Genomic DNA, 22,647 nt, shown 5'->3' with positions numbered 1-22,647 from the left:
CGAGACGAGGACGTGGGTGCTCAAGTCTGCCCGCAAGCAGGAGAAGGATCCCGAGGGGCGGATGCCGCTCGCGGACCACCTGCGAGAGTTGCGCAACCGACTGCTGAAGTCGGTTCTGGCGATCATCGTCGTCACGATCGTCGCGTCGTTCTTCTACCGCGACATCATCCAATTCTTCATGCACCCGGTCCTGAAGTCCGTTGGCTGCGTCAACGGCGCGCTCAAAGGGGCCGACGGCAAGCCGTGCGCGGAGATGACCGTGAACGGGCTGACCGGCCCCTTCTCGATCGCGATGAAGGTCTCCCTGATGGCCGGCCTGGTGGCCACGACGCCGATCTGGCTCTACCAGCTCTGGGCGTTCCTGGCGCCGGGACTGCACACCAAGGAGAAGCGCTACGCGATCTCCTTCGTCGGCGCGGGTGTCCCGCTCTTCCTCGGCGGCGGCTATCTCGCCTACGTGATCCTGCCGCAGACCGCGCAGATCATGATCGGCCTGACGGTCAAGGACGCGCGCAACCTGTTCCCGCTCGACGACTACCTCGACCTCGTCGTCCGCATGATCATCGTCTTCGGCTGCGCCTTCGAACTGCCGCTGCTCCTGGTCCTGCTGAACTTCACCGGAGTCCTCCCCGCCAAGCGGATGCTCAGCTGGTGGCGGCTCATGGTGCTCGGTATCACCATCTTCGCCGCGGTGGCCACGCCCACCGGCGACCCGCTCACGATGTGCCTGCTCGCGGCCCCCATCGTGTTCCTGTACTTCGGGGCCGTGGGCATCAGTTACGCCAACGACATCCGCAAGAGGCGCCGCCGTGAGGCGGACCCGGACTTCTCGCTCGACCCGGACGAGGCGTCCGGCCTCGACCACATCCCCGAGCAGATCGCCGCGGCACCCGCACCCCGCGCCCTGGACCGTCCTGACGACGACTTCGACGACGCCACCTGACCTCGACGCGGTTGATCACGAGGGGTAAAGTCCGCCCGTGAGCAGCGACATCACCCTCTTCGTCAATCCCACCGCCGGCCGCGGCCGGGGCGCGCATGCCGCGCAGCCGGCCGCCCGGGCGATGCGGGAGGCCGGGTTCACCGTCCGTACCGTCGTGGGACAGGACGCCGCCGACGCCCTTGTACGCGCCCGCGAGGCGGTCGCCGCGGGGACCAGGGCACTGGTGGGCGTCGGCGGCGACGGCATGGTCTCGCTGGCCCTGCAGGCGGTGGCCGGGACCGGCACACCGCTGGGCGTGATCGCGGTGGGCACCGGCAACGACTTCGCCCGTGCGACCGGGCTGCCGGTGCGCGACCCTTCCGCCGCGGGCCGCACGGTCGCCGACGCCCTGAAGGAGGGGCGCGTGCGGGAGGTCGACCTGGGCCGGGTCGGGGACCGCTGGTTCGGCACCGTACTGGCCTCCGGATTCGACTCGCGGGTCAACGACCGCGGCAACCGGATGCGCTGGCCCACCGGCCGCTTCCGCTACGACGTGGCGATGCTCGCCGAACTCGCCGCCCTGCGCCCGATTCCGTACACGATTCAGTTCGACGACAGTCCGGAACGCGAGATCGAGGCCACCTTGATCGCGGTCGGCAACGGGTCGTCGTACGGCGGCGGGATGCGGATCTGCACCGACGCGGTACTGGACGACGGGCTGTTCGACGTCACGGTGGTCGGGCCGTGCAGCCGCACCACTCTCCTCACGGTCTTCCCCCGGGTCTACCGGGGGACGCATCCCAGCCACCCGAAGGTCACCGTGCACCGGGCGGCCCGGGTGCGGCTCGCCGCCGAGGATGTGACGGGGTACGCGGACGGTGAGCGGATCGGGCCGCTGCCGCTGACCGCCGTGACGGTGCCGCGGGCCGTGCGGCTGCTGGTCTGACGCTGGTCTGACGCTGCTCTGCTGCTGCTCTGAGGACCGGTACGAATAAAGATCACGCGGTGTGTCGGTGGGGGCCGGTACGCTCGGTGGCAAGATGACCGATGAGATGTCCCCCGCCGAGCGCTACGCCGCAGACCGGCGTCGCGCGGCCGATCAGGCCACTGCCCTCGCGCCGTTCCGCGCGCTGTACGACTTCGACCTGGATCCGTTCCAGATCGCGGCATGTCAGGCTCTGGAGGCCGGAAGCGGAGTGCTGGTCGCCGCGCCGACCGGCTCCGGAAAGACCATTGTCGGCGAGTTCGCCGTCCACCTCGCCCTCACCGAGGGCCGCAAATGCTTCTACACCACACCGATCAAGGCGCTGTCGAACCAGAAGTTCAGCGACCTCGTCAAGCGCTACGGCGCGGACAAGGTCGGCCTGCTCACCGGTGACAACAGCGTCAACGGCGACGCACCGGTGGTCGTGATGACCACCGAGGTGCTGCGCAACATGCTCTACGCCGGATCCTCGGCGCTCGACGGCCTCGGCTATGTGGTGATGGACGAGGTCCACTACCTCTCCGACCGCTTCCGCGGCGCCGTCTGGGAAGAGGTGATCATCCACCTGCCGCAGTCCGTGACGCTGGTGTCACTGTCGGCGACCGTCTCCAATGCAGAGGAGTTCGGCGACTGGCTCGACACCGTGCGCGGCAGCACCGAAGTGATCGTCTCCGAGCACCGCCCGGTCCCGCTGTGGCAGCACGTACTGGCCGGCAAGCGGATGTACGACCTCTTCGAGGAGAAGGAGGGCGCCGATGAGACCGCCCGCCTCGAGGTCAATCCCGACCTCGTACGCCTCGCCCGTATGGAGAACCAGCGGACCGTCCACCCCCGCGACCGGAACAAGCGCGGCTACGAGGCGGACCGCGAGCGCGAACGGCGGTCGAGCGGCCGGGTCTGGACGCCCAGCCGCGCCGATGTGATCGAGCGGCTCGACGCCGAGGGTCTGCTGCCGGCCATCACCTTCATCTTCAGCCGGGCCGGCTGCGAGTCCGCCGTCCAGCAGTGCCTCTACGCGGGACTGCGGCTCAACAGCGACGAGAACCGGGAGCGCGTCCGGGCCATCGTCCAGGAGCGCACCAAGGCGATCCCGGACGAGGACCTCCACGTCCTGCGGTATTTCGAATGGCTGGAGGGCCTGGAGCGCGGCGTCGCAGCCCACCACGCCGGCATGCTCCCGACGTTCAAGGAAGTCGTCGAGGAGCTCTTCCTCAAGGGCCTGGTCAAGGCGGTCTTCGCCACCGAGACCCTGGCGCTCGGCATCAACATGCCGGCCCGCTCGGTCGTCCTCGAGAAGCTCGTCAAGTGGAACGGCGAGACCCACGCCGACATCACCCCCGGCGAGTACACCCAGCTGACCGGCCGTGCCGGGCGGCGCGGTATCGACGTCGAGGGCCACGCCGTCGTGCTGTGGCAGCGCGCCTTCGACCCGGGCGCCGTCGCGGGCCTGGCCGGCACCAGGACGTATCCGCTGCGCTCGTCCTTCAAGCCGTCGTACAACATGGCGGTCAACCTGGTCGGCCAGTTCGGGCGGCACCGCTCGCGGGAACTGCTGGAGACCTCCTTCGCGCAGTTCCAGGCCGACCGGTCGGTCGTCGGGATCTCCAAGCAGGTGCAGCGCAACGAGGAGGGACTCGACGGCTACAAGGAGTCGATGACCTGCCACCTCGGCAACTTCGACGAGTACATGGCGCTGCGCCGCCGGTTGAAGGACCGCGAGGCCGAACTCTCCCGGCAGGGCGCCACCCAGCGCCGAGCCGCCGTGTCCGACGCGCTGGAGAAGCTCAAGCCGGGCGACATCATCCATGTCCCGGCCGGCAAGTACGCCGGTCTCGCCCTGGTCCTGGAGCCGGGAGTCCCGGCCGGCCGCAGCCCCGGCCACCGGCGGCACGAGGACCATCAGGACGGTCCGCGTCCGCTGGTGCTCACCGCCGAGCGGCAGGTCAAACGGCTCGCGCAGATAGACTTCCCGATCCCCGTCGAAGCCGTCGACCGGATGCGGATCCCGAAGAGCTTCAACCCGCGCAGCCCGCAGTCCCGGCGTGACCTGGCCTCGGCGATGCGTACCAAGGCCGGAACCTCCGGATGGGCAGCGCCGGAGCGGCACCGTAAACCGCGGGCCGCGGCGGCCGACGACGCCGATATCGCCCGGATGCGCACCGAGATCCGCGCGCATCCCTGCCACGGCTGCGACGAGCGCGAGGACCACGCCCGCTGGGCCGAGCGCTATCACCGGCTGGCGCGCGACACCAAGCAGCTGGAACGGCGCATCGAGGGCCGCACCAACACCATCGCCCGCACCTTCGACCGGATCTGCGGTCTTCTCACCGAACTCGGCTATCTCGAGGGCGAGAAGGTCACCCCGGACGGCAAGCGGCTCGCCCGGCTCTACGGCGAGCTGGACCTGCTGGCCAGCGAGTGCCTGCGCGAAGGCGTCTGGGACGGGCTCGGCCCGGCCGAACTGGCGGCGTGCGTCTCGGCGCTGGTCTTCGAGGCGCGGCAGTCCGATGACGCGATCGCGCCGAAACTCCCCACCGGCAACGCCAAAGAGGCGCTCGCCGAGATGGTCCGGATCTGGGGCCGGCTCGACGCGCTGGAGGAGGACCACCGGATCCACCAGACCGAGGGCGTCGGCCAGCGCGAACCGGACCTCGGCTTCGCCTGGCCCGTCTACCGCTGGGCCTCGGGCCACGGCCTGGACGCCGTACTCGGCGACGCCGAGATGCCGGCCGGTGACTTCGTACGCTGGTGCAAGCAGGTCATCGACGTGCTCGGCCAGATCTCCGACGCGGCCCCCGGCGACAGCCCGGTCCGCAAGAACGCACGCAAGGCCGTGGACGCACTGCGCCGCGGCGTCGTGGCGTACTCGTCGGTGGGCTGACTCCCACCCGACACCCCCCGCTCGCCGGCGAGCCCGGCGAGCGGGGCCCCCGCGGGGGCCGTGAGGAAGCGCGCCCCGCGCGGTCCGGCCGCTCCGTCGCCCGCCCAGCTCCCCAGCCCGCAGCACTCGCCCCCCGAACCCCGGCAGCGGCACGTGCAGGGCCCCCGTCCACCGCCCGGGAGTCGCGGAAAGCCCGTAGACGGCGCCAATCGCCGCCCCGAAGTGCCCCGGCCCGACCGATGGCCGCGGGCGCGGTTTGTCGCGCTCCCATCGCGTCAGACTCGCGATGTATCGCGCTTGTCGACGTCGTGTAAACGCGATATGCTCGGCCACGGATATACGGGAGCGAGGTGAGAGTGATGGCGAACCGGCGAAAGCTGTCCAATCCACTGGCGCTGGCGGTGATGGCGACGCTCGGGGAGCGGCCCATGCATCCGTACGAGATTGCGCAGGTGCTCCGGCAGCGGGGCAAGGAGCAGAGCATCAAGATCAACTATGGCTCGCTCTACACCGTCGTCCAGAACCTCGAAAAGCATGGCTTCGTCGAGATCGCCGGCATCCAGCGGCAGGGCAACCGCCCTGAGCGCACCCTGTACGGCCTGACCGAGGCCGGCCGGGTGGAGACGCATGACTGGCTGGCCGATCTGGTGGCCGTGCCGGTCCGTGAGTATCCCGCCTATGAGGCGGCGCTCTCGCTGATTCTGGTGCTGCCGCCCGACGAGGCGATCGCCCTGCTCGGCGAGCGGGTCGCCACGTTGGAGGTCCAAGTGGCCGCCATCCGCGGCGTGCTCGGCCAGCTGGACGGGGAGCTGCCCCGGATGTTCCTCATCGAGTCCGAGTACCAGGTCCACATGATCGAGGCGGAAGTTGCCTGGACGCGCGGTTTCCTCGGCGAGCTGACGGCCGGGACGATCTCCGGCGTCGCCGAATGGCGGTCCTGGCAGGAGAGCGGCGAGATCCCCGGGGAATGGTCGGAGATCGAGAAACGGGCCGTGGAATCCGGGATCGGCGAAGAGTTCCGGGAGCGTATGAAAGAACTCTGACCCTGAAACCAGTCAACTCCGGCGCCCGCTGCGGGAACAGCGGGCACCGGAGGCGTAACCCATCGGCCGGACATCTGCGTGAAGCAGGCGCCAGGCGATCCAGGTGCGGCACACCCAGGATAGCCCGGCTCCCTCCCCGCAGATCCGTTCGGCAAACGCCCAACACCGATATGCGGAGGACCGTCATCATGATTACCCGCGCGCCCGCCGTGGCGGCGCACAACCTGGTCAAGACCTATCCCGGCGACATCAAGGCTCTCGACGGCATGGGTATCACCGTCGAGGCGGGCACCGTCTTCGGGCTGCTGGGCCCCAACGGGGCCGGCAAGTCGACCACCGTCAAAATTCTCACCACGCTCGCCCGCCCCGACTCCGGGACCGCGCTCGTCGCGGGCCATGACGTGCTGCGCCATCCGGACCGGGTCCGGCGCGCCATCGGCGTGGTCGCGCAGAAGTCCGGCGCCGACCCCGTCGCCACCGGCCGGGAGAACCTGATCCTGCAGGGGCGGCTCTACGGACTCAAGGGCGCCGCCCTGGCCCACCGGGCCGATGAACTGCTGGACCGCTTCGACCTCGTCGATGCCGCGAAGCGGCTGGTCAAGACGTACTCCGGCGGGATGCAACGCCGCCTGGACGTGGCGCTCGGCCTGGTCCACCGGCCCGAGGTGCTCTTTCTCGACGAGCCGACCACCGGGCTGGACCCCGAGGCGCGCACCGCCATGTGGGAGGAGATCTCCCGGCTGGCGGGCGACGAGGGTCTGACCATTCTGCTCACCACCCACTACCTCGAAGAGGCCGACCGGCTCGCCGAGCGCGTCGCGATCGTCGACCGCGGCCGGATCGTCGTCGAGGGCACGCCCGCCGAGCTGAAGGGCGAACTGCACGGCGACGCCGTCCAGGTCGAGCTGCGCGACGACACCGGACCCGTTGACGCCCGGCTGCTGGAGACGGCGCTGTCGGAGTTCGCCGGCGTCCGCGAGGCGGTCGTGGACGGCCGCCATCTGCGCGCCCGGGCCGACGACGGCCCCTCCGCGGTGCCGCATGTGCTCGCCGTACTCGAACGTGAAGGCGCGGCTGTCGCCTCCGTGACCGTGGCCCGCCCTTCCCTTGACGATGTCTATCTGCGCTACGCCGGCCGCCGCTTCGCGGACGCCGACACCGGCGACGGGTCTCCCGTACCGGCCACCGCCGGAGGTACCCGATGAGCACCACGACCTTTACCCACACCTGGTACATGACGCAGCGGCAGCTCACCGCGATCCTGCGGCAGCCCGCCTTCCTCGTGATCACCCTCATCCAGCCGGTCATCTGGCTGTTCCTCTTCGGCTCCCTGTTCCGCAAGGTCGTCGAGCTCGGCGGCTTCGGCACCACCTCCTATCTGGACTACCTGGTGCCGGGCGTGGTCGTGATGAGCGCCCTGTCCTCCAGCATGTGGGCGGGCATGGGCACCCTTGAGGAGATCGAACGCGGCACCCTGAACCGCTTCCTGGTCACTCCGGTCAGCCGGGCGGCGCTGATGAACGCCAATGTGGTGCAGCAGGGCATCAGCACCGCACTGCAGTCCGTGGTCATCGTGCTGCTCGGCAAACTGGGCGGCGCCGACTACCCGGGCGGCATCACCGGTCTGCTGATCCTGGCCTTCGCGTCGATCCTGCTCGGTACGGTGTTCGGCGCGTTCTCCAACGCGCTCGGCATGCTGGTGCGGCAGCGCGAAAGCATCATCGGCATCAACACCTTCCTGCTGCTGCCGCTGACCTTCCTGTCCTCGGCCTTCATGGCCGTCACGCTGATGCCGTCCTGGATGCGGCACATCGCGGACTTCAACCCGGTCAACTGGGCGCTGGTGGCAGGCCGTTCGGCCATGGCCACCGACCCGGACTGGGGTGCGGTGTTCAGCCGCGGCGGCGCGCTGCTCGCACTGGCGGCGGGCGCGGTGTGGCTGTCCACCCGGACCTTCCGCGCGTACCAGCGATCGGTCTGAGACCGGCCGGGCGAACAACTGCCGCAGGACCGCAGGACCGCAGGACCGCAGGACCGCGGGACCGCGGGACCGCAGGACGGCCGGAACCCGGAACGTACGGGTTCCGGCCGTCGCATGCCGTCGCCTGGGTGCCATCTGCCGGGCACGAAGCGGCCACGTCATCCTGGGATGGTCGGAGGCCCAGCGCACCTCCGACCCCAACTTCTGGAACCTGGAGTACAGCCACGCCTCGCTGCCCGCGCAGTTCGGGACGGAGCATGTCCGGGGGATCGAACTCGATCTGTTCCCCGATCCGGCGGGCGGGCTGTACGGCAAGCCGCTGGTCCGCGGTGACGCCGGGCTCGGGCCGCTCACTGACCCCGCCTACGCCGCACCCGGTTTCAAGGTGCTGCACTGGGCCGACCACGACTACGGCACCAGCTGCGTCTCGCTCACCATCTGCCTGCGCCAGGTCAAGCAGTGGTCCGACGCCCACCCCGGCCACGTGGCGCTGCCGATCCTGCTCGAACTCAAGAGGACCGACCCGGCAATGGAGGCCAGGGGCGGCCCGAAGAGCCCCCCGTGGACCACCGCGATGCTGGACGCGCTCGACGCCGAGATCCGTGCCGTCCTCCCCGATGACGCGACCATCACGCCTGACGACCTGCGGCGGCCCGGCCGCACCCTGGAAGCGTCGGTCCTGGCGTACGGCTGGCCCGGAGTCGGTGCCACCCGCGGCCAGGTCATGTTCCTGATGGACAATCAGGACCAGATGATCCAGGACGCCTACCGGGCGGGTGGCCGCGACAGCCTCCAGGGCCGGGTGCTGTTCACCAACTCCCGCCCCGGGCGCGCCGACGCGGCGTTCGTCGAGTGGAACGACCCGACAGGCACCAACACCGCCACCATCCAGGACTTCGTCCGGCGGGGCTACTACGTCCGTACCCGCGCCGACGAGCCGTTCGCCCAGGCGGCAGCCGGTGACACCGCACGGCTGCGGGCCGCGCTCGACTCGGGCGCCCAGATGATCAGCACCGACTTCCCGGTCACCGGCCTCGCCGCCCGTTACGGCAGTGACTACACCGCCGAGCTGCCGGGCGGCCGGATAGCGCGGTGCGATCCGCTCACGGCGCCGCCCGGCTGCCGTTCCGGCCTGCTGGAGCACTGAACCGGGAAGAAGACCTCAGACCGCAGACCCCAGGACCCAGAGCCCAGGGCCGAAGTCACCGGGTCAGGAGGCGCCGGGTCAGGAGGCGGCCGCCGGGGCCGCCTCCTGCTCCTGCTCGACCTGCTGGTTCCACTCGCGCTTCGAGGCCTGCCAGCCGTCCTCGTCGGCGCCGCGCCGCCAGTAGCCCGAGATGGACAGCTGCTCGCGCTCCAGACCGCGGTCGATCCGCAGATGGCGCCGCAGTTCCTTCACGAAGGTCGCCTCGCCGTGCACAAAGGCCTGCGCGGTGCCCGGCGGGAACTCCAGACCCTGTACGGCCTCGACGAGCGCCGCTCCGATCGGCCGGTCGCCGCGGTGCAGCCAGACGATGTCGGCCTTCCCGGAGGCGATGATCTCCTGCTCCTCCGCCGGGCCCGTCACCTCGATGAACGCCTTCGCGAGCGCCCCCTCGGGGAGTCGCTCCAGGGATGCGGCGATAGCCGGCAGCGCGCTCTCGTCACCGGCGAGCAGATGCCAGTCGGCTTCCTCGCCGGGTGCGTAGCCCCCGCCGGGGCCGGCGAACAGCACCTCCTCGCCGGGCTGCACGCGGGCCGCCCAGGGACCGGCGACGCCCTCGTCGCCGTGGTGCACGAAGTCGACGGCCAGCTCCAGCGCCCGCGGATCCCAGCTGCGCACGGTGTAGGTGCGGGTACGCGGCCACTGGTCACGGGGAAAGTCCCGGCGCACCGCTTCCAGGTCCATGGGCTCGGGGTACGCGACCCCGTCCACCGGGAACTGCAGCTTGATGTAGTGATCGGTGTGCTCGCCCGCGCCGAAACCAGCTAGCTGCTCGCCGCCGAGCACCACGCGGATCATGTGCGGGGTGATGCGTTCGGTGCGCAGTACGCGCGCCCGGTTGAGCTTCGGGGTCCTGCGCGCCGGACGGTCCGCCATGGACACTTCCCACTCTCTCGTCGCCTGGGTACCTCATCTACAACTTAGGTAAGCCTAACCGATCGGCGGGGCGCCCCTCGGCCCGCTCGAAGAGGTCCTCGCCACCGTGTCCGCGGCCCGACCGGATCGCGGACCGGCTGCGCGACTCCTTCCATGCCTCCGCCCCGGCGCTGGAGGCCGGCGAGGACCGGACACCGGCCACGCCGCGACGCTGCTGCGCTTCCTGGGCCGGGACCCGCACTGGACGCCCGCCGGCTGAGCGCGGACCCCAGAGGCGGGCCGGCCGCCGGAGGAGGCGCCGGCCCGCGGTCCCCGGAGCGCTCAGGGAGTCAGCGCGTCAGCCACACGAAGGCGGCGAAGCGCCCGGTGCGCTGCTCGCGCCGGTACGAGAACAGTTCCTTCGACTCGAGGGTGCAGCGCTGGTCGTGCCGTACCTGGGCCACCCCCGCACGGGTCAACTGCCCCGCGATACCCGCCCGTACATCCAGCCCGGCGGTGCCCCGGCTGGTGGTGGCCCAGGCTTCGGGCACCGTGGCGCAGACCTCCTCGCGCATGGCGTCGGGAACCTCGTAGCAGTCGCCGCAGGCGGTCGGTCCGATGAACGCGACCATCCGGGCCGGGTCGGCACCTTTGGCGCGCATGGCGTCGACCGCGGCGGGCACGACACCTGCCGCCGTCCCCACCCGCCCGGAATGGACGGCGCCGATGATCCGCGCCACCGGGTCCGCGAGGAGCACCGGCGCGCAGTCGGCGGCCAGGACGCCCAGGGCCAGACCCGTCTCCGAGGTCACGATGCCGTCGACCGGCGGAGCGTCCGGGCCGAACGGCGCGGTCACATCGGCCACCGTCGCGCTGTGCACCTGCCGCATCAGGACGACACGTGACGCGTCCAGTTCCAGCTCGTACGCGGTCAGCTCGCGGTTACGGCGGACGGCGGCCGGGTCGTCGCCCGTGGCCGCGCCGAGGTTCCGGCTGTCGTACGGGGCCCTGCTCACCCCGCCGTGCCGGTCGGTGACGGCGTACCGAACCTGTGCCGCCAGTTCCATGCGATCTCTCCCTCGGTCGGCCTGTGCCTGCAGCGTACGGGTTCCGCCGGTACCGACCAGGGCGACGGCACGCTGCCGCTGGCCGGCGCACACCTTCCCCACGAGTCCCCGCAGGGGTCAACGCGCGGTCCGGCCCGCGAGCGCTTCCACCGCGGTGGCGACCGCGTCCGGGCTGGAGATCATCGACAGGTGGCGGGCCCCGGGAATGAGGACCGGGGCCGGGGCGCCGATCCGTTCTGCGGTCTCCGCCGGTGTCTGCCGGCTGAACACGTCGTCGCCCGCGCCGAACACGACGGCCTTGGGGATGTCCACCCCCCGCAGCCGCGCCAGCCGGTCGGCGGACATGCCGGGTACGCCCTCGCCCAGCATGCTCCACAAGGCACCCTCTGCGCCCGGCACTTGGAGCGGCCGCCGCCATTCGTCCAGGCCCGCGCCGTCCAGGGGTGGGCAACCGGGCCCGCACTGGGAGCTGTAGACCTTGCGGATCAGCCAGTCGGAGCCGAGCCCGAGCCGCAGCAGGCTGGTGCGGTACGGATCGACCAGTACGTACCGGAACGCGGGCGGCGGGCCCGCACCCGTGTCAAGGGCGTCACCGTCCAGGAGCAGCACCCCGCCGACGCGGCCGGGCGCGCGCAGAGCGGCCTCGGCGGCCATCGCGGCGCCGCTGGAGTGGCCCACCAGCAGGGGGCGGTCGCCGGGCCCGCCCAGCCGCATGGCGTCGAGGAAGCCCAGCAACTGCCGCGTGAAGTGGTCGACCGTGTACGGGCCGCGCCGCTCGCTGTACCCCGAGCCGGTGAGGTCGAGGGCGTACACCCGGTGGTTCCGGGCGAGCAGCGGGGCCAGCCGCGACCAGGTGCCGGCCGATTCGAAGGCGCCGTGCACGAGGACGACCGGCGACCCCGTCGTTCCCCACGTCTGGTAGCGGGTGTGAATGCCGGCCGCCTCGACATAGCTGAGTCCCGGAGGCGGCGCGGCCCGGCCGTCCGTGAACCCGTTGTACGCGAACGACGCGGCGGTCACCGCGACCAGCAGTGCGGCGCAGGCCAGGGCGGTACGCCGGGTCCACCGCCGCAGGCGGGAGCGCCGCCGGGCCGGGGGACGACCGGGTGGCGGCCCCGCCGCCGCGCCGGCGCCGGTCACCTCCGTGGCGGTCACCTCCGTGGCGGTCACCCCCGTGCCGGTGTCCGCGTCCGTCTCCTCGTTCGTGAATGCGTGATCCAAGGCGCGTGTCCCGGTCGTCGATGGTTCATGATGCGGTCCGTCTCATGAACCACTCTCGCCGCCGGACCCCCTCACCGCATCCGGCATGAGGAGGTACCGGACGTACTCCGCCCGCGGCATCCCGTCCGGCCTCCCCATACTCCCAGGGAAGCAGCGCCCGGAGCGGGCAGGCCCGGGAACGGTACGCGCGGAAACCGGCCGTCACCCGTGGAGGCGGATCGGGATCTCCTGCCAGCCGTAGGCGATGAACGACGGGACCTGCCGCAATTCCTCTGCGGTGGCGGCCAGTTGGAGATCCGGGAAGCGCTCGAAGAGGGCGGGGAGCGCGGTGAGGGCCTCCATGCGGGCGAGCGGGGCGCCGATGCAGCGGTGGACGCCGATGCCGAAGGCGAGGTGGTCGTCGGAGCCCCGGGCGGCGTCGAACGCCGCCGCGCCGTCGCCGTAGTGGGCCGGGTCCTGGCCCGCGGCGGCGTAGGTGGCGACGATGGCGTCGCCCGCGGGGATGGTCACACCCCCGATGGTGATGTCGCTGACGGCGAAACGCAGCGGGAGGGTGGCGATGGAGGGCGCGACACGGAGCACCTCATCGATGACGCCATCCCAGCTGATCTCGCCGGAGCGGACGGCGGCGAGCTGGTCCGGGTGCTGCAGGAGAGCGACGACGGCGTTGCCGATGAGGTTGACGGTGGTCTCGAAGCCGGCGCCGATGACGAGGAGCAGGGTGTAGAGCAGCTCCTCGTCGCTGAGCCGGTCGCCGTCCTCGTCGCGCACCTTGATGAGTTCGGTGGTCATGTCGTCGCCGGGGTGCTCGCTCTTGTGGGCGATGAGGGCGCCCAGCACGGTGCCGATCTGTTCCTGGACGAAGGCGCCGTGCTCCGGGCTGGGGTCGGAGGTGTCCATGATGGCCGCGATCAGCCGTCTGGTGTCCTCGCGCAGGCCGTCGGGGACGCCGAACAGCTCGCAGATCAGCCGCATGGGCAGCGGATGGGCGTATCCGGCCCGTACATCGACCGGTTCGCCGGGCGCCGAGGCGGCGGACTTGTCGAGTGTGTCGAGAAGTTCGGAGGTGATCTGCTCCACCCGGGTCCGCATCGCCTCGGTGCGCCGGTGGGTGAAGCTGGGGGCGACGAGCTTGCGCAGCCGGCTGTGGTCGGGGCCGTAGGTGGACAGCATGTTGATCACGCCGACCCAGCCCAGGATCCAGCCCCAGGCGGGGTGTTCGCCGATCTCCGGAAAGAGCGACCAGTGCCGGCGCGGGTCCTTGCTGACCCGGGGGTCCAGGATCAGGGCCTTGAGGGTGTCGTAACCGGTGGGCGCCCAGGCGGGGATGGACCCCGGCAGCTCGACGGGCACCACCGCGCCGAGGGCGCGCAGCCTGGCGCTCTCGGCGGGGATGTCGGCGCCGAACGGGTCGAGGGCCACGCGGGTGGGCACGGTCATGCTCGGTCTCCTGGCTGGTCGGGAGTGCGGGGAGTGAAGCGGACGGGCAGCGCCTTCAAGGAGCGGTGGAAGGGTCCTGGACGCCAGGTGAGGCGCTCACGGGGGACGGTCGTCGCCAGGTCGGGGAGCCACTGGGTGAGCCGCTCGATGGCCTCGGTGGCGATCAGCAGGGCGTGCTGTTTGACCGGGCAGGCGTGCTCTCCGGCCGACCACGACAGATGGGAGGCGTCGCGGGGGTGGTGGGCTCCGGCGAAGTCCTGCTCGGCGAAGAGCGCGAGAGCGCCGTAGGAGACCACGACGGGGACGGCGGCCTGGACCCAGACGCCGTGGAAACTCAGTGACTCGCGGGCGTAGAGGATGCCGTAGTTCGCCAGCGGGGTCTCGTACCGCAGCACCTCGACGACGGCGTCCATGACGGGGCGCGAGCCGCTGGTGAGGGTGGAGTAGTAGTCGGGGTTGCCGAGGATGCGCGACAGCGCGTTGGAGACCAGGTTCGCGCTGGGCTCATGGCCCGCGCCCAGGGTGAGGAACACCTGCCAGGCGACTTCCTCGGGCGTGAGCGCCAGCGGGTGGTCCAGCAGCCAGCTGGTCAGGTCCTCGCCGCGCTGGGCGCTCTTGGCGCCGACGAGTCCCATGACGTAACTGCCGTACTCGGCCTCGCCCTCGGCGGACTGGGCGCCGCCCTCCATCATCTTGCCCAGGGCGGCTTCGAGGCGGCCGCTCTCGCTGTCGGGCAGCCCGAAGAGGTTGTTGAAGATCAGCGACATCAGCGGGCGGGCGAAGTCGGCGACGAGGTCCGCACTCCCGGTGGGGCCGAACTGGTCCACCAGGACGTCCACCGCGTGGTGCACCCGCTCCCGCAGGTCGTGCGGCTCCACCAGGTCGAAGGCGTCGATCAGGGTGCGGCGGTAGCGGATGTGGGCGTCACCGTCGGAGAAGAGGGTGTTGGGCCGCCACCGCATCATGCCGAGGATCGGCGAGTCCTCGGCGACCGTGGCCTCCCAGGGCCTGGGGTCGTGCGACCAGGTGCCGGGGTCGTGCAGCACCTCCAGTGCGGCGCGGCGGTCGGTGACGACGTACGCGGGCACGCCGGGGGCGAGTTCCGCCCAGCCGATCGGGCCCTGGGCCTTCAGCGTCGCGTAGTAGCGGTGCGGGTCGACGGCGAAGCCGTCCTCCCACAGCCGCACCGGCGCGGAAAGAGAGAAGGTCTCGGCGGGGGCGGGGTAGGGAGAGGGGTTCACCAGGTCTCCGGACGGTGGCGGGCTATCAGGTGCTGGACGAGGGCGAGCAGCGAATCGATGGAGGAGTTGGTGTCCCGGGCGTCGCAGGTCACCATCGGGGTACTGGGATCCAGGTCCAGGGAACGGCGGAGCTGGTCCTCGGTGTAGTGACGGGAGTCGGGGAAGGTGTTGAGCGCGACGGCGTACGGCAGTCCCGTCTCCTCCACCAGGCCGAGGACGTCGAAGGAGTCGTCGATGCGGCGGGTGTCGACCAGCACGAGCGCGCCGAGCGCCCCGTAGGCGATGTCCGCCCACAGGGAGCGGAAGCGCTCCTGGCCGGGGGTGCCGAACAGGTACAGCACGATCCCCCCTTCCAGGCTGATCCGTCCGAAGTCGATGGCGACGGTGGTGGTGGTCTTGTCCCGCACTCCGGCGAGGTTGTCCACCGACACGGACGCCTCGGACAGGTGCTCCTCGGTGTGCAGCGGCCGGATCTCGGAGACCGAGTCGATCAGCGTGGTCTTGCCCACCCCGAAGGGCCCCGCCACCAGGATCTTCACCAGTTCGCGGGCGCTGTCCGGCAGATGCAGGCCGCTGGTGCCGGTGCTACTGCTTGAGGGCACGGAGGCCATCGGCCACTCTCTTCAACAAGTCGGAGTCGGGCAGGGCGGCGAAGGGGACCGGCGGGCGGGCACGCACCAGCCCCTGGTCGATCAGGCCTGCGGCGAGGACGCGTACGGCGGAGACCGGAAGTTCCAGCAGGGCGGCGGTCTCCACCACGGTGAGCGATCCGCCGTCCAGCGCCTTGAGCAGCGCGTGCGGGGCGGCGGGGAGATCGTCGGGGAGGGTCTTCTCGCCGGTCAGCACCGAGAGGCGCTCCAGGCTGTTACGGCTCGGCCGCGCCACCCCGCCGGTGGACACATACGCGGGGACCAGTGGGCGGCCGCTCCGGCGGCCCGTCATGCCGGAGAGCCGCCATCGGCTCCCCGGGGCGCGGCGGCCATCGCCTTCTCGCCGAGCCGGGCCACCTGCGAGTGGACCCGGTGGGCGAGCAGGTCCAGGCGTACCTCGGGATCGCCGAAGGCGGCCACGCAGGTGCCGTGGGTGGTCGGCGCGACCAGGATGTAGCCGTGGTCGGACTCGATGACGACCTGGCGTACCTGCGCGTCGTCCTGGTCGGCGAAGGCGGCCGCGGCGGCCCGGCACGCGCCCTGCACGGTGCTGGTGATCGCGGCGGTGCGCTCCGCGGTGGCCTGCGACAGCGCGGCGGAGTACCCGGTGACGAGACCGTCCCTGGTGAGCAGGATGGCGGCCTGGACGTGCGGGATCTCCAGGATCGGATCGAGTACCCATGCCGTGTCACCGGCGTCGCGGCTGGTCATCGCGGATCGTTCCCTTCGGATTCGAGGGCGGACCGCGCCGCGGCGGTTCCGGACTGCAGGGCGCCGAGCGCGGCGGCCGACTCCTCGGGGGTCCGTACCCGCGGCGGGGCCGGCTCGGCCGCGGCTGGCACGGGCTCGGCGTCGGAACGGGCCCGGCGGCGGCGCTGCGGCAGGGCGTCACCGTCGAGGGCGGGCTCGTGGGTGATCGCGGCGGGGTCATGAGTGGTGCGGTGCGGGGCGCGGTTCGGCTGCGCGTCCGCCGGCGCCACGGCCGGTGCCGGTGCTGGTGCCGGTGCCAGAGCCGGTGTCGCTGCCTGCGGCTCCGCCACGGCCGGGCGGGTGGACCGCGGGGTGCTGGCGGCGGGCGGCCGCTCCACCGGGTCGATCCGGCTGAGCAGGTGGTTCTTGATGAGCAGCACCGCGCGGACGCCGCCGTAGGGCGACGGTGTCGACAGATCGACGGACAGGTCGAACTTCCGGGTCAGCTGGCCGATCGCGGCCAGTCCCATCCGGGGCGGGTCGCCGAGTTCGGACAGCAGGATCGGGTCGCTGCCTGCCACCATCCGCTGCGCGTAGGCCCGTTCGTCCGAGGCCATGCCGACGCCGGAGTCGTCGATCGTGACGGAGACTCCGTGGTGGGCGCGTTCGAGGTTCACCACGACGACGGTGTCGGGCGAGGAGTGCCGCAGCGCGTTGTCGAGGAGCTCGGCGACGATGATCGCGACCGGCTCCACGGCGTGCGAGACGAGCGCCGTGCCCGCCTCGAGGTGGTTGTGGACCTGGACCCGGTGGTAGCCGACGAGCCGGGACTGGCCGCCCGTCACCGCCTCCACCAGATGGGACTCCTCACGGGCCAGCCCCACCCAGGCTCCGCACACCACGGCGGTGACCTGCGCGCGGCGCAGTGACTGCTCGTTCTCGTGGTCGAGGGCGAACAGCGTCTGTGCCAACTCCGGCTCGTCATAGCGCTGCTGGAGTCCGCGCAGCACGTCCTGCAGCCGGTAGAGACCGGCCTGGATGTCGCGCGTGGCGCCGCGCATGCCCGCGCGGGCGGCGGCGTCCACGCGCTTGCGCTCCTGCGCCATGGCGGTCAGCAGCTCGTCCAGGACGCCGTCAAGACCCGCACCGAGACCGGTGCCGGCGAGCTCCGGGTGGAGCGGGCCCGGAACCTGGATGTGCGGATGGGCGGCGCGGGTGGCCTCGGCCGGCATGCGTTGCTTCGCGAGATGGACGATCTCGGCGGTGAACGCCTCGGAGGCGCGGCCGACTTCCTGCCGTGCGCCGTCCAGATGGGCCCGCAGCGCGGCGATCTCCTCGCCCTGCCGGGCCCGGTGACGGCGCGAGCGCAGCAGCCCGCCCCCCGGGGCGACCGCCAACACGGTCCGGGCGGCCCGGCCGCCGGCGGCCAGGTCCGGTATTTCGATCATCGAATGGACCTCGGGGAGATGGGGGGAGCGGGGCAGGGGCGCGGAATCCGCCCCGAAAGCGGATCCGCATAGTACACACCGCGACCGACTGGTTCCGCACGGTTTTGCGGGAAGATCCTTTCGAATTTGCTCGCTCGTAGACCAGTTCTGGCCGAAGTGTCCGAACGGACACCGCGTCAGCGGGCGTCCGCCAGGGCGTCCAGGAGGCGCAGTAGCGAGCCGCCGAGGCCCCATTGTTCCGCGAGGGCTTCGAGGAGCTCCGGGTCGGCGGGTTCGGTGGGGAGGGCCGGGTTGAAGGCGGGGAGGGGGATGTCGGGGGCGACCGTGACGACCTTGGGGGCGACGTCGAGATAGGCGGCGGCCTCCACGATGCCCCTGCGCTTGGCGGGGGTGAGCTTGGCGGCGGGGTCGGCGGCGGCCGCGCGTACGCCTGCCAGGTCGCCGTGTTCGGTGATGAGCTGGGCGGCGGTCTTCTCACCGATGCCCTTCACACCGGGGAGGCCGTCGCTGGCATCGCCGCGCAGCGCCGCGAAGTCGGCGTACTGGTCGGCGCGTACGCCGTAGCGGGTGAGGATGACGTCCTCGGTGATGAAGTCGCAGTCGCCGACGCCCTTGCGCGGGTAGAGCACGCGCACGCCGCGGGTGTCGTCGACGAGCTGGAAGAGGTCGCGGTCGCCGGTGACGATGTCCACCGCCCACAGGGCCTGGCCGGCGAGCGTGCCGATGACGTCGTCCGCCTCGTAGCCGGGGACGCCGACACGGGCGATGCCGATGGCGTCGAGGACGGCCTCGATGATCGGCACCTGGGGGGAGAGGGTGTCGGGGACCTCCTCGGTGTCCGGACCGGACGAGCCCGCCGGGGCCTCCTCCGCGACGCGGTGCGCCTTGTAGGAGGGGATGAGGTCGACGCGCCACTGCGGGCGCCAGTCGGCGTCCATGCAGGCGACGATCTCGTCGGGTTCGTGGTCGGTGACCAGGCGGGTGATGAAGTCCAGAAGCCCGCGCACCGCGTTGACGGGCGTGCCGTCGGGCGCCTTCACCGATTCCGGGACGCCGAAGTAGGCGCGGAAGTACAGGCTCGCGGTGTCGAGCAGAAGCAGCTTGTTCGGGTGCGCGTCAGTCACGCGGTCAGCATGGCACGCCCGCGCAGGGTGATTCCGGCGCGTTTGACGGCGCGTCTCCGGCGCGTCGGCCTGGCCGCCGAGGGTGGCGTGCGGCCCGTGACCGTGCAGTCACTGAGCTTCGTCGCCGCGGCCCCGGAGCCGCAATCCGAGGTTCTGGGGCTGCTGGGCAAAATGTGACGCGATGTGACGTGATGTGACCTGAGTCACCGTTTGGTTTGCTTTACATAAAGGTGGGCAGCCGCCGGTCTTGAAGTGAGCGACCCACAAGCGGGGGCTGTGCGTCGCTCTTGGCCCGACCCGCGAGGTATATGTGTCAAGGCTGCAAGTTGAGCATCTGTACAAGGTCTTCGGGCGGCAGCCCGAGGAAGCGGTGCGCCGGCTCGAAGAGGGCGCGGACCGGGATGAGCTGCGCGACGACGGCGTCACGGCGGCCGTCATCGACGCCTCGTTCGAGGTGCGTGAGGGCGAGGTCTTCGTCGTCATGGGCCTGTCCGGATCGGGCAAGTCCACCCTCCTGCGCACGCTCAACGGGCTGCTTCCGCCGACTGCCGGACGCGTACTGTTCGACGGCCAGGACCTCACCGCGCTGGACAGCGGCGAACTGCGCCGGGTGCGATCACACGGCATCAGCATGGTCTTCCAGCACTTCGCGCTCTTCCCGCACCGCAGTGTCCTGGAGAACGCGGCCTACGGCCTCTGTGTACAGGGCGTCCCGCGCGCCGAGCGCGAGCGGCGGGCCACTGAGGCGCTGGAACTCACCGGTCTCGGCGGCTGGGAGAAGTCCTGGCCCGACGAGCTGTCCGGCGGTATGCAGCAGCGCGTGGGCCTGGCCCGTGCGCTCGCCACCGAGGCCCCCGTCCTGCTGATGGACGAGGCGTTCAGCGCGCTGGACCCGCTGATCCGCCGCGAGATGCAGCAGCAGTTGCTCGACCTGCAGAAAACCCTTCACAAGACCATCGTCTTCATCACCCACGACCCCCATGAGGCGGTACGTCTCGGGGACCGCATCGCGGTGATGCGTGACGGCCGGATCGTCCAGAACGGCACTGTGGAGGAGCTGCTGCTCCACCCCGCCGACTCCTATGTCGCCTCCTTCATGGAGGACGTGGACCGCGGCCGGGCACTGGCCGACGTGTCGGCGCGCACCTCGGACAGCAAGGAGCCGGCCGATGCCTAGACTGCATCTCGGCGCCTGGATAGACAGCGCCGTCACCTACCTGCGCGACCATTTCGCCTGGCTCTTCGACATCATCACCAGCGTCGTCTCCGGGATGTACGACGGCCTGGACGCGGTGCTCGGCGCGCCGGCCCCGCTGCTGCTCGCCGGGATCTTCGCGGTCCTCGCCCTGTGGCTGCGCGGGGCGACCGCGGGCGTGCTCACCTTCGCCGGCTTCGCGCTGATCGACTCGGTCGAGCAGTGGGACCAGGCGATGGCGACCCTGTCGCTCGTCCTGGTCGCCACCGTGATCACCGTCGTGCTCGCGGTGCCGCTGGGCATCTGGGCGGCCCGCAACCGTACGGTCAGCACGCTGCTGCGGCCGGTACTGGACTTCATGCAGACGATGCCCGCGTTCGTCTATCTGATCCCGGGCATCTTCTTCTTCGGCGTCGGCCAGGTGCCCGGCGTCATCTCCTGCATCGTCTTCGCGATCCCGCCGGGCGTCCGCATGACCGAGCTGGGCATCCGGCAGGTCGACAGCGAACTCATCGAGGCCGCCGACGCGTTCGGCACCACCCCGCGCGACACCCTGCTGCGGGTGCAGCTGCCGCTCGCGCTGCCCACCATCATGGCGGGCATCAACCAGGTCATCATGCTCGGCCTGTCCATGGTCGTGACCGCCGGCATGGTCGGCGGCGGAGGCCTGGGCGCGTCGGTCTTCACCGCGATCAGCCAGGTCAACATCGGTCTCGGCTTCGAGGGCGGCATCTCCGTCGTCATCCTGGCGATGTACCTGGACCGGATGACCGCCTCGCTCGGCACCCGGGTCTCACCGCTCGGCCGCCGCGCCTCCGCGGCGCTGAACTCGCTGCGCTCCACCCGCGTCTGGAACTACCGCCCGCAGACCAGCGTCGCGGTCGTCGGCGTGGTCATCCTCGCCCTCGTAGCCGGCGGGATGAACATCTTCGGCGGCTCGCCCGCCACGGCCGGCGTCGCCGACGCCAAGAACGTCGGCAACGGCCGTCCGGTGAACATCGGCTACATCCCCTGGGACGAGGGCATCGCCTCCAGCTTCCTGTGGAAGGAAGTCCTGGAGCAGCGCGGCTACGCGCCCAAGCTGTCGCAGTACGACGTCGGCCCGCTCTACACCGGCCTGTCCGCCGGAAAGCTGGACTTCCAGACCGATGCCTGGCTGCCGACCACCCACCAGTCGTACTGGGACACGTACAAGGCCAACCTGGACGACCTGGGCTCCTGGTACGACCCGACCTCCCTCGAGCTCTCCGTCCCCTCCTACGTCAAGGGCATCGACTCGCTCGCGGACCTCAAGGGGCAGGGCGGCAAGTTCAAGGGCCGGATCATCGGCATCGAACCGGGCGCCGGCATGATGAAGACGCTCAACGAGAAGGTCCTGAAGCAGTACGGCCTGGAGGGCGAGTACCAGGTCACCACCGGCAGCACCGCGAGCATGCTCGCCCAGCTCGACCGGTCGCTGAAGGCCAAGGAGCCCGTCGTCGTCACCCTGTGGTCCCCGCACTGGGCCTACAGCAAGCACGATCTCAAGAAGCTCAAGGACCCCCTGGGCGCCTGGGGCAAGGGCGACGGCGTGCACACCATCGCCCACAAGGGCTTCGCCGCCAAGGAGCCGAAGATCGCCCAGTGGCTCAAGGACTTCAAGCTCACCGAGGCGCAGCTCACCAGCCTCGAAGCGGCCATCCAGGACGCCGGGCAGAGCCATGAGCAGGACGGCGTGCGTGCTTGGCTGAAGAAGAACCCGGGCGTCGTCGACAAGATGGCCCCGGTGAAGAAGGCCGCGGCCGGCGACGCCAAGGGCAAGGAGGCCGGGGCCGCCCCGGACATCGGCTACTTCCCGTGGGACGAGGACATCGCCACCACGTATCTGTGGCAGGCCGTCCTGCAACGCCGCGGCTACAAGCCGAAGATGGCCCAGTACGACGTCGGCTCGATGTTCACCGCCATGGCCAACGGGCAGGTGGACGTGGAGTTCGACGGCTGGCTGCCCGTCGCGCAGCAGCAGTACTGGGACAAGTACAAGGACAACCTCGTCGACCTCGGGGCCTGGTACGAGAAGACCTCCCTGGAGATCGCCGTCCCGTCCTACGTCAAGGACGTGAAGACGCTCGCCGACCTCAAGGGCAAGGCGGATCTCTTCCAGGGCCGGATCATCGGCATCGAGCCCGGCACCGGCGAGATGAACCTGCTCAAGACCAAGGTGCTGCCCGCGTACGGCCTCGACAAGGAGTACACGGTCACCAACGGCAGTTCACCCGGCATGCTCGCCCAGCTGGAGCGTTCCTACGCCAAGAAGGAGCCGGTCGCGGTCGTGCTCTGGACCCCGCACTGGGCCTACAGCAAGTACCAGCTGACCAAGCTCGCCGACCCGCAGCAGGCCTTCGGGGCGAACAACCAGATCAAGACCCTCGCGCACAAGGACTTCCCGCAGAAGTTCCCCGAGTTCGCGGGCTGGCTCAAGAAGTGGCACATGACCGAGGCGCAGCTCGGCAGCCTGGAGAAGCAGATCCAGGACGCCGGACAGGGCCATGAGGCGCAGGGCGTCAATCAGTGGATCGACGCCAACCCCGGCATCGTCGACGCGATGGCACCGGTGGCGTCCTGAGCCGCGTGCGCTGAACAGCGGTGGGTGCTGTGAAGAGCGACGTGCGCTGAGCCTCGCGCACTGAGCCTCGCGCACTGAGCCTCGCGGACTGAACCTCG

Annotated in this window: 19 protein-coding genes and 1 pseudogene; 10 read left to right on the top strand and 10 right to left on the bottom strand. The window is 70.8% G+C overall.

Annotated features, from left to right (window positions below; translation table 11 throughout):
• Nucleotides 1-16 precede the first annotated feature (16 nt).
• The 7 genes from tatC (at nucleotide 17) to QMK24_RS20125 (ending at nucleotide 8,959) form a co-directional block, all read left to right on the top strand.
• Entirely contained in the window at nucleotides 17-943 is a 927-nt protein-coding gene (tatC, locus tag QMK24_RS20160) for a twin-arginine translocase subunit TatC (protein ID WP_283467749.1), read from the top strand.
• A gap of 37 nt (nucleotides 944-980) precedes the next feature.
• Nucleotides 981-1,868 (top strand): diacylglycerol kinase, encoded by an 888-nt coding sequence (locus tag QMK24_RS20155; RefSeq protein WP_283467748.1) that lies wholly within the window; start codon nucleotides 981-983, stop codon nucleotides 1,866-1,868.
• Nucleotides 1,869-1,962: 94 nt separating this feature from the next.
• On the top strand, nucleotides 1,963-4,788 hold the full coding sequence (locus tag QMK24_RS20150) for a DEAD/DEAH box helicase (RefSeq protein ID WP_283467747.1): 2,826 nt from the start codon (nucleotides 1,963-1,965) through the stop codon (nucleotides 4,786-4,788).
• Between the two features lie 359 nt (nucleotides 4,789-5,147).
• On the top strand, nucleotides 5,148-5,831 hold the full coding sequence (locus QMK24_RS20140; protein WP_283467817.1) for a PadR family transcriptional regulator: 684 nt from the start codon (nucleotides 5,148-5,150) through the stop codon (nucleotides 5,829-5,831).
• 188 nt (nucleotides 5,832-6,019) lie between these two features.
• On the top strand, nucleotides 6,020-7,036 hold the full coding sequence (locus QMK24_RS20135; RefSeq protein WP_283467746.1) for an ATP-binding cassette domain-containing protein: 1,017 nt from the start codon (nucleotides 6,020-6,022) through the stop codon (nucleotides 7,034-7,036).
• Nucleotides 7,033-7,812 (top strand): ABC transporter permease, encoded by a 780-nt coding sequence (locus QMK24_RS20130; protein WP_283467745.1) that lies wholly within the window; start codon nucleotides 7,033-7,035, stop codon nucleotides 7,810-7,812. The genes QMK24_RS20135 and QMK24_RS20130 overlap by 4 nt, the downstream gene beginning before the upstream one ends.
• Nucleotides 7,715-8,959 (top strand): Ca2+-dependent phosphoinositide-specific phospholipase C, encoded by a 1,245-nt coding sequence (locus QMK24_RS20125; RefSeq protein ID WP_283467744.1) that lies wholly within the window; start codon nucleotides 7,715-7,717, stop codon nucleotides 8,957-8,959. Before QMK24_RS20130 ends, QMK24_RS20125 begins: the two co-directional genes overlap by 98 nt.
• A 78-nt stretch (nucleotides 8,960-9,037) precedes the next feature.
• Here QMK24_RS20125 and QMK24_RS20120 read toward each other — a convergent pair whose 3' ends face one another.
• The 10 genes from QMK24_RS20120 to QMK24_RS20075 form a co-directional block, all read right to left on the bottom strand.
• Complete coding sequence (locus tag QMK24_RS20120) at nucleotides 9,038-9,892, bottom strand: siderophore-interacting protein (RefSeq protein WP_283467743.1); 855 nt, start codon at nucleotides 9,890-9,892, stop codon at nucleotides 9,038-9,040.
• Between the two features lie 329 nt (nucleotides 9,893-10,221).
• Nucleotides 10,222-10,938: a peptidoglycan editing factor PgeF gene (pgeF, locus tag QMK24_RS20115; RefSeq protein ID WP_283467741.1), complete on the bottom strand. Its 717-nt coding sequence runs from the start codon at nucleotides 10,936-10,938 to the stop codon at nucleotides 10,222-10,224.
• Between the two features lie 117 nt (nucleotides 10,939-11,055).
• Nucleotides 11,056-12,159, bottom strand: a complete 1,104-nt coding sequence (locus QMK24_RS20110; protein ID WP_283467740.1) for an alpha/beta fold hydrolase — start codon at nucleotides 12,157-12,159, stop codon at nucleotides 11,056-11,058.
• A 201-nt stretch (nucleotides 12,160-12,360) separates the two neighbouring features.
• A complete protein-coding gene (locus tag QMK24_RS20105; protein WP_283467739.1) occupies nucleotides 12,361-13,599 on the bottom strand; it encodes a cytochrome P450 family protein in 1,239 nt (412 codons plus the stop codon).
• Nucleotides 13,596-14,840 carry a cytochrome P450 family protein gene (locus tag QMK24_RS20100; RefSeq protein WP_283467738.1) on the bottom strand — a complete coding sequence of 415 codons (1,245 nt, stop codon included), beginning with the start codon at nucleotides 14,838-14,840 and terminating at the stop codon, nucleotides 13,596-13,598. Before QMK24_RS20100 ends, QMK24_RS20105 begins: the two co-directional genes overlap by 4 nt.
• Nucleotides 14,837-15,451, bottom strand: coding sequence for a GTP-binding protein (locus QMK24_RS20095; RefSeq protein WP_283467737.1), 615 nt, complete (start codon nucleotides 15,449-15,451; stop codon nucleotides 14,837-14,839). The genes QMK24_RS20100 and QMK24_RS20095 overlap by 4 nt, the downstream gene beginning before the upstream one ends.
• Nucleotides 15,426-15,782, bottom strand: a complete 357-nt coding sequence (locus tag QMK24_RS20090; protein ID WP_283467736.1) for a DUF742 domain-containing protein — start codon at nucleotides 15,780-15,782, stop codon at nucleotides 15,426-15,428. Before QMK24_RS20090 ends, QMK24_RS20095 begins: the two co-directional genes overlap by 26 nt.
• Entirely contained in the window at nucleotides 15,779-16,201 is a 423-nt protein-coding gene (locus QMK24_RS20085; protein WP_283467735.1) for a roadblock/LC7 domain-containing protein, read from the bottom strand. Before QMK24_RS20085 ends, QMK24_RS20090 begins: the two co-directional genes overlap by 4 nt.
• Nucleotides 16,198-17,628 carry an ATP-binding protein gene (locus QMK24_RS20080; RefSeq protein WP_283467734.1) on the bottom strand — a complete coding sequence of 477 codons (1,431 nt, stop codon included), beginning with the start codon at nucleotides 17,626-17,628 and terminating at the stop codon, nucleotides 16,198-16,200. The genes QMK24_RS20085 and QMK24_RS20080 overlap by 4 nt, the downstream gene beginning before the upstream one ends.
• Nucleotides 17,629-17,804: 176 nt before the next feature.
• Entirely contained in the window at nucleotides 17,805-18,752 is a 948-nt protein-coding gene (locus tag QMK24_RS20075) for a 5'-3' exonuclease (RefSeq protein WP_283467733.1), read from the bottom strand.
• Between the two features lie 42 nt (nucleotides 18,753-18,794).
• On the opposite strand from QMK24_RS20075, the gene QMK24_RS20070 reads away from it, so the two are divergent.
• The 3 genes and pseudogenes from QMK24_RS20070 to QMK24_RS20060 all read left to right on the top strand — a co-directional run bounded on the left by QMK24_RS20070 (nucleotide 18,795) and on the right by QMK24_RS20060 (nucleotide 22,549).
• Nucleotides 18,795-18,929, top strand: coding sequence for a hypothetical protein (locus QMK24_RS20070; protein WP_283467731.1), 135 nt, complete (start codon nucleotides 18,795-18,797; stop codon nucleotides 18,927-18,929).
• 133 nt (nucleotides 18,930-19,062) lie between these two features.
• Nucleotides 19,063-19,878: pseudogene (locus QMK24_RS20065) on the top strand (quaternary amine ABC transporter ATP-binding protein); the annotation flags it as partial.
• 43 nt (nucleotides 19,879-19,921) lie between these two features.
• The gene (locus tag QMK24_RS20060) at nucleotides 19,922-22,549 is read left to right on the top strand and encodes an ABC transporter permease/substrate binding protein (protein WP_283467729.1); all 2,628 of its coding nucleotides are present in this window, start codon (nucleotides 19,922-19,924) and stop codon (nucleotides 22,547-22,549) included.
• Nucleotides 22,550-22,647: the final 98 nt, after the last annotated feature.

The sequence above is a fragment of the Streptomyces sp. PH10-H1 genome, from assembly GCF_030063355.1.
Taxonomy (GTDB): Bacteria; Actinomycetota; Actinomycetes; order Streptomycetales; family Streptomycetaceae; genus Actinacidiphila.
This window is presented reverse-complemented; position numbering and strand designations above follow the sequence as displayed.